We start from the raw sequence: 7,236 nt of genomic DNA on the forward strand, positions 1-7,236 counted from the left end.
GCAGGTGACCAGCTCCGAACCGTCGCGGCGGACACCGCGCGCGGCGAGGAACCGCCCCGCCAGGGCCAGGTCCCGGCAGCTCATCTCGATCGCACACTGCCGGACGTACTGGTCGAGCACGGTCGCCACCGGGTTGCGCATGTTGCCGTAGGACGCCATGAAATGGGTCAGGGCCAGGTTGCGGTCCGCGTGGGCCGCTTCGGAGGCGGCGACCTCCTCGTCGACCCGCAGGGCCGGGTTGCCGCTCTCGGCGCGCAGGAACCCGAGCAGCTCCCCGGTGGCGTCGCCGACCAGGGAGATCAGCTCATCGGTGACCGTCAGCGCGCCCGCGTTGATGAACGGGTTCCGGGGAATCCCGCGTTCGTACTCCAACTGGACCAGCGAGTTGAAGGCATTGCCCGACGGCTCCCGGCCGACGCGCTGCCAGAGCGCCTCATCGCTGCGGGCCAGGACCAGCGCGAGGGTGAAGACCTTCGAGATGCTCTGCACCGAGAACGGCGTCTCCCAGTCGCCGACCCCGTGGACGCCGCCGTCGAGATCGGCGACCGCGATGCCGAAGCGACCTGGGTCGACCCGCGCGAGCGCCGGGATGTAATCCGCGACCGTTCCGGCCCCGCGCAGCGGGGCGACCTCGTCGGCGATCCGTTCGAGCAGCTGACTCAATTCCACGAAGGACCATCATGTCATCGCCGCGACCAGCCGCCACCCACGGTGTCCGCTCACGGTCACCGAGGCCTCGGGATTCACCTGTGCCACAAGCGAATCGGCTCCGCTGCAAGGATTTCGTGCCGCGCCGCGCCGACTGCATCGATCATCCGAACCCGAGAGCGGGCGGCGGCGGAGACCGAGCGCGCCGCCTTGGACGGTCCGCAGAAGCCTCGATCAACGGGAACCGGTAGGTGAAAGTCGAGCGGCCCGCTTCCGGGTCGGCGCACCGGCCTGGCGTGGACCACGGCGGGCGGAAGAGCAGGTCCATCGGGGCAAGATCACCGGGAGGAGCGAGGGCAGGCTTGCTCTACCCGGGGCATCGAGGGCGCGGCAGATCCACCATGTTGGCGGCGCTACGGGGCGGGCACGCCGCCTGGCGACGCAGGGGTGACGCGACCAGGCTGGATGGTATTTCTATACCAGACCATGCTACGGTTCCGGTATAACTATACCGATACCGATGATGCGAGGTATTCGTGATCGAACTGAAGACGCCTGCGGAGATCGAACGCATGCACGTGGCCGGGCGCTTCGTCGCCGAGGTGCTCACCGAGGTCGGCCGGCTCGCCGACGTCGGCGTCAACCTCTTGGACCTGGAACACCACGCGCGCGGCATGATCAAACAGCGCGGGGCGGAGTCGTGCTACTGGGACTACGCCCCGTCCTTCGGCAAGGGCCCGTTCCGCAACGTCATCTGCCTGTCCGTCAACGACGCCGTCCTGCACGGCTTGCCCCACGACTACACGCTGCGCGACGGGGACGTGCTCAGCGCGGACCTCGCGGTCGGCATCGACGGCTGGGTGGCCGACTCGGCGCGCACGATCGTCGTCGGGACCGCGGCCGAGGAGGACCTGCGGATCATCCGCGCCACCGAGGAAGCGTTGGAGGCGGCGATCGAGGTGGCACGTCCGGGCAACCGCCTGGGTGACATCTCGGCGGCGATCTGGACGGTGGCCTGCGACTACGGCTATCCGGTCAACACCGAGTTCGGCGGTCACGGCATTGGCCGCACCATGCACGGCGAGCCCCACGTTTCCAACAAGGGCCGGGCAGGCCGCGGCCTGAAGCTCCGGCCGGGGCTGACCCTCGCGCTCGAACCCTGGCTCGCGCGGACGACCGACCAGATCGTTTACGACGCCGACGGCTGGACCATCCGGTCGGCCGACGGCTCGCGCACGGCCCACTCCGAGCACACGGTCGCCATCACCGATGATGCCCCCTTGGTGCTCACCCGGCGCGACGCGGAGCCACTCCGCAAGGCAGGATGACCCGGCTCCTCGTCTATCCACAAAGGACGTCTAGCGCAAACTACGATCTGCCGTCGCAGTCCTCGAACCGCTCAGCACGCTGCGGGGAGAGCAACCACAGATGCGCAGGGGTGAGGCGCCGGCCAACAGCGCGCGCCGGCGGCACCGTTAGTGCGGTCCGCGAAACCACCAGCGGACACAGAGCACCGGGCAAGTCAAGACGTGCGTTGCTCGAACGGCCATGAAATTTGGCTCACCTGGACCCCCGAGCGGCGCAGGTGTGCCAGGGTCTTGGCTCATGCTGATTGCTGAGCTCGCCACGTGGATCTCCGCCGGCCTGGCGATCGTGGCCGTCGGGCTCGCGGGCTGGCAGCTCTGGCTGGCCCGCCGCGCGGCCCGCGAAGCACTGGAACGAGCGGAGGCGATGCGCCGCTTGGCGGCGGCCGTGGAGAGCAACGCCGCCAAGGCGGCGGGATCCGCCCAAGCCGCGCGCGCACAGGCCGAACGAGCCTGGGAGCAGGTGAAGCTGGCCGATCGGCAGCTCGAGGAGGCGCGGCAGGAGCGGCGGACCGCGACCCAGACGGAACAGTGGGAGTGGGCTTACGCGGTGACCACGGTCGCCCGGGAACTGGTCGACACGGGCCAGGAACTGATCCGCAGCGCCCTGGACACCCAGGTGGCCCCGCACCACCGCGTCGCCGCGGAACGCTACTACCGCCAAACCACCCGGCGCTGGCAGGAAACGATGATCAAGGCGGTGGCGCGAACGTCCCCACCGCTAGAAGTGCAACAGCAGTTCGTCACGTTCTCCGACGTGCACCAACGCCTCCACGGCCACCTCGGAGTACTGCTCCGGGCGGTCGAAACGAGCACGCTAGCCGAAGGCGACGCACTGACGAAGCAGATCCTGGGCCTCCGCCACGAGCTCAACAACGCGCACCGGAACCTGCAGAGAACGGTCAGCGCAACCCTGACGGCCCCGGAAAGCCCGACCCAGCAGATCGCCGCCGCACCCGGCAGCTAGTCACGGCGTCCTGCGGAAATGCTCCGCCGGGCCGCGCCCGCCATGCGTGGTCAGTCGATCCACATGGCCAGCGGGATCATGTCGCCGGCGAGGTCGCCCGCATACAACAGCCGCCCCGCGCGCTTCACGTGGCGCAGGCAGAGGGCCCGGTCCACGATACTCACCTGCGGGAACAGGTCGCCGAGCCGGCGCTCGATGAGCTGGAGCTCCTTCGGCCTGCGCAGCCAGACGCTGAACAGGAGGTTCGCCGCGCCGCCGGTGATCCCGGCGCACAACCGCGTTTCGCGCAACGACGCGAGCAGCGCGGCGGCGCCGGCCAGGTCGGCGGGAGGCACGTTCGCCCAGACCGTGGCCGACATCGGAACCTCGGCGAGCACCCGGGACATCTCGCAGCGCACGCCGACCATCCCGGACGCGAGCAGCGCGTCGACGCGGCGGCGCGCCGTGCTGACGCTGATTCCCGCCCCTTGGCCAGATCCGTGTACGACGCGCGCGGCGCATTCGCCAGCAACCGCACCAGATTCCGGTCGACCGGCCGGAGCGCCTGGATCGAGAACCCAGACTTGGGTGTACCAAGGATCTTGGACACCGGAAACGACTCCTCAGCAGCCTCGGCTACCGCACCCCCGCTGAGGCCCACCAAGACACCTCGCCGCCACAACGGCGGTCTGAGAGAACCACCGAGGACCGTCCAAGATCCTTTGACACATCTCAGCGTGTCCTGTTCGGACGGGCGAACTGCGGAGGGTGCTACCGTTCTCGGCGATATGTCTCAGATCTTGTTGATCGAGGATGACCCGGCGGTCCGGGAGGGGCTCGACATGGCCCTTATCCGGCGGGGACACGGCGTGTACGCGGTGGAATCCGGTGAGCAGGGGCTGGAACGGCTGCGCGCGCAGACTCCCGACGTCATCGTCCTCGACCTCATGCTTCCCGGCATGGACGGTTTTGAGGTCTGTCGCCGGGTTCGCGCCACTGGCGACGTGCCGATCATCATGCTCACCGCTCGCGATGACGCCATGGACGTGGTGGCCGGGCTGGAAGCCGGTGCCGACGACTACGTGGTCAAACCGGTGCAGCCAAGAGTGCTCGAAGCACGAATCCGAGCGGTGCTCCGGCGGATCGGCCGGGAGCACGCCGAACTGGAGCGATACGCGGAGCTGAGTATCGATCGGGCCGGTCTGGTGATCACCAAGCGCGGCGCGACCGTCGCCCTCACCCCGACAGAATTGCGTCTGCTGCTCGAACTGTCCCGCACACCTGGCCGGGTGCACAGCCGCCAGCAGTTGCTGGATTCGGTGTGGGACTACGGGTATCTCGGCGATTCGCGCCTCGTGGATGCCTACGTGCAGCGATTGCGCGCCAAGATCGAGGACGACGCCAAGTCGCCGGTCTACGTGCAAACGGTGCGCGGATTCGGCTACCGATTCGGCCCGTTGTGAACCGACGGTGGTGGAACAACCGCCGCTCCCTCGGGCTGCGCGCCCGATTGTTGCTCGCGTTCGTACTGCTGTGCTTGGTCACCGCGACGGCCGTCGCCGGCGGGATCTACGTGCAAGCCCGCAACGCCATTCTGCAGCGCGCCCAGGACGCCGCCGTGGAGGCGATGACGAGCAGCCTGTCGGACATCTACCCGCTGCGCAGCAGCACACCCGGTCCCGCAGAGCTCGGTGAAATCGCCGCCGCCGTGACAGACCGCGACAGCTCAGCGGCCGCCATGTATCGGGACACGAGCTCCTCGACCGGCCTGACACCTACCTCGATCCCTGAGGGCCTTCGGCAGGCGGTCGGCGACGGCGACATCGCATGGCAACGCGTGGTGCGACACGGTGTGCCCACCCTGATCATCGGAACGCCACTGCTGACCGTCCAACCGGACGGCACGACCAGGGCCTCCGGCATCGAGGTCTACTCCGCACGCAGCCTGGTTTCCGAACAGCGCAGCATCAACCAGCTCGCCACAACGGCGTGGACGATCAGCGCGGGAGCTCTGGCGCTCGCGATACTGCTGGCGTTGCTGGCTGCCCGCGGCGTGCTACGCCCGGCACGAGAACTCGGCCGCGCCGCGCAGCTACTGGGCACCGGGGAATTGCGGACCAGGATCGCGGTCCGCGGCTCCGATGAGCTGGCCGACGTCGCGCGCACGTTCAACAACACAGCCGCCGAGCTCGAACGGCACGTCGAGCAGCTCCGCGCGATGGAGGCCGACGCCCGCCGGTTCGTGGCCGACGTGTCTCACGAGCTGCGCACCCCGCTGGCCGCGTTGGCGGCGGTCACGGACGTGCTCGACGAGGAAGCGGCGCACCTGCCGGGGCACGCCGGTCGGGCCGCCCGACTGGTCAGCCAAGAGGCGCACAACCTGTCCCGGCTGGTGAACGACCTAATTGAGATCAGCAGGTTCGACTCCGGCGTCGCCGCTCTTGAGCTGGACGAGATGGACGTGACCGCCCTGGTGCATGCAACCCTGCGCACCCGGGGCTGGGTGGAGCGCGTCGACTCCGACCTGCCGACCACGACGATGGCGCGGCTCGACCCTCGCAGGGTGGATGTCATCATCGCCAATCTGGTGGGCAACGCGCTGCGACACGGCGAGCCTCCGGTGTCGGTGCGACTGCACGCCGACGCCGAGTGGATCGCCTTCGAGGTCCGTGACCACGGACCCGGTGTGGATCCTTCGGTGTTGCCGCACGTTTTCGATCGCTTCTACAAGGCCGATGCGGCCAGGACCAGATCCGACGGCAGCGGCCTCGGTCTCGCCATCGCGCGGGAGAACGCGAGGTTGCATCGGGACGGCGAGAACCAGGGCGACCTCACCGCCGCCAATGCTCTGGACAGCGGGGCTGTGTTCACCATGCGTCTGCCGCGTCGGGCCCACCAGTCCAGCGAGGAGGACCAGTGAGGCGGCTCCGGCACCAGGCTCCGGCGATGGTGGTCATCCTGATGCTGCTCACCGCCGCGTGCGGCGTGCAGCCCAGCGGAATCATCAGAGGTGCGTCGCCACCGAGTGGCCCGGTTGAGCCAGGTGACTCGGTCACCTTGTACCTGGTGGCGAACGGACAACTCAGCACCGTTCAACGCCCCAGTCGGTCACTGTCTCGCGCGGACACGCTCGCGCTACTGGCAACCGGCCCGACCGGGGAAGAACGCGCGCGCGGGCTCACCAGCGATGTCCCGAATGGCGCCGCGCCGTTATCGGTGACCATCGAACCACCCGATCGGAAGGTGGTGACCGTGTCCGTCTCCGTCGACGAACTGTCGGACACGGCAATCGACCAGATCGTCTGTACCGCCGCCGAACCGGGCGAGCGCGTCACGGTACTCGGTGGGGGGCAAGCTCGCGGACCGCGCGATTGCCCCGTACCGCGATAGCTCGCCGCCCGAGTTCCATCTCCCGCAAAACGCCCGGACCTGGGTGGAGTTGATGGTCTCGACTCTTTCACGTCGAACCGGGCGGGTTGGCGACATCGAAGGTGTACCTGTCGTTTCGCTCGTGATGGCGCTCTGCGAAGTGGGCCGGTACCAGCCGCACCGCGGAGGTTTCTCGGCCCGTTCACGATGCGGCGATCACCGCCCCGCCACCTAGGTCGTGTCCCGTGATCTTGATGTCGGCGTTGGGGCGTAGATCATCCATGTGGACAGTGGCGGGTTGCGGCCGACCAGGGTCGTTCTCGGGCGGTCGTTGTCATGGAACTTTGACATGATGATCAAGCTATGTGGACATCGGCCGAGCATGCTGAGGCGCATGCGAAGTCGTTCCCTACTACTTGGTGTCGCGCTCGCGCTGACCGCGCCCCTGGTGGGCGCTGTTCCGGCGCAGGCCATCGTGGGCGGCGCCGAGTCAACCCAGCCGTATTCGTTCATGGTCTCGCTTCAATACGACGCTCCCCGCCCGGACGGGCACCGGTGCGGGGCGGTGCTCATCGCGCCGCAGTGGGCGGTGACCGCGGGCCACTGCGCCAACTCCCCGACCGGCGCGACGGCGGGTGTTCCCCGCGGCTGGAAGGTCCGCGTCGGATCGCTGGACACCACCAGCGGTGGCGAAGTCACCGAGATCGACGAGTTCTACCGGCGCCACAATGCGTACCCCGTTACCTTTTTCGTAGCTCCTGATCTAGGAGTTGTGGTCGCCAGGTCCGGCATGACTGACGCCCCCAGTCGTAGGCATGATCCGGGGGGTGGTGTCACCGGGCCTGGTGGCATCGACCGACCGCTGATAGGGACACGGCCGCCTGCTGGGCAGGTCTCGTCGTAACGTGG

8 protein-coding genes are annotated in these 7,236 nt (G+C 68.4%); 6 read left to right on the plus strand and 2 right to left on the minus strand.

All coding sequences use genetic code 11. The annotated features are described in order from the left end of the window. Nucleotides 1-669 (minus strand): glutaminase A (gene glsA, locus BLW84_RS45685; RefSeq protein ID WP_143061386.1); only part of this gene is annotated, 669 nt, incomplete at its 3' end. Nucleotides 670-1,184: 515 nt separating this feature from the next. Here glsA and map point away from each other — a divergent pair. Both map and BLW84_RS45695 read left to right on the plus strand, forming a co-directional pair. Then, a complete protein-coding gene (gene map / locus BLW84_RS45690) occupies nucleotides 1,185-1,976 on the plus strand; it encodes a type I methionyl aminopeptidase (protein WP_093278976.1) in 792 nt (263 codons plus the stop codon). A 277-nt stretch (nucleotides 1,977-2,253) separates the two neighbouring features. Beyond that, nucleotides 2,254-2,979, plus strand: coding sequence for a hypothetical protein (locus BLW84_RS45695; protein ID WP_093278978.1), 726 nt, complete (start codon nucleotides 2,254-2,256; stop codon nucleotides 2,977-2,979). Nucleotides 2,980-3,029: 50 nt separating this feature from the next. On the opposite strand, the gene BLW84_RS45700 is transcribed toward BLW84_RS45695, so the two are convergent. Then, a complete protein-coding gene (locus BLW84_RS45700) occupies nucleotides 3,030-3,377 on the minus strand; it encodes a hypothetical protein (protein ID WP_143061387.1) in 348 nt (115 codons plus the stop codon). Between the two features lie 369 nt (nucleotides 3,378-3,746). On the opposite strand from BLW84_RS45700, the gene BLW84_RS45705 reads away from it, so the two are divergent. The 4 genes from BLW84_RS45705 (at nucleotide 3,747) to BLW84_RS45720 (ending at nucleotide 7,231) form a co-directional block, all read left to right on the plus strand. Continuing rightward, entirely contained in the window at nucleotides 3,747-4,421 is a 675-nt protein-coding gene (locus BLW84_RS45705; RefSeq protein WP_093278981.1) for a response regulator transcription factor, read from the plus strand. Beyond that, nucleotides 4,418-5,878, plus strand: a complete 1,461-nt coding sequence (locus BLW84_RS45710) for a sensor histidine kinase (protein WP_093278982.1) — start codon at nucleotides 4,418-4,420, stop codon at nucleotides 5,876-5,878. Before BLW84_RS45705 ends, BLW84_RS45710 begins: the two co-directional genes overlap by 4 nt. Nucleotides 5,879-5,904: 26 nt before the next feature. Then, nucleotides 5,905-6,348 (plus strand): GerMN domain-containing protein, encoded by a 444-nt coding sequence (locus BLW84_RS45715; protein ID WP_093278984.1) that lies wholly within the window; start codon nucleotides 5,905-5,907, stop codon nucleotides 6,346-6,348. A 373-nt stretch (nucleotides 6,349-6,721) separates the two neighbouring features. After that, nucleotides 6,722-7,231, plus strand: coding sequence for a trypsin-like serine protease (locus tag BLW84_RS45720; protein WP_245761848.1), 510 nt, complete (start codon nucleotides 6,722-6,724; stop codon nucleotides 7,229-7,231). Nucleotides 7,232-7,236 lie beyond the last annotated feature (5 nt).

Origin of the sequence: Saccharopolyspora shandongensis, from assembly GCF_900106995.1 — a bacterium.
In the GTDB taxonomy this organism is placed as follows: Bacteria; Actinomycetota; Actinomycetes; order Mycobacteriales; family Pseudonocardiaceae; genus Saccharopolyspora; species Saccharopolyspora shandongensis.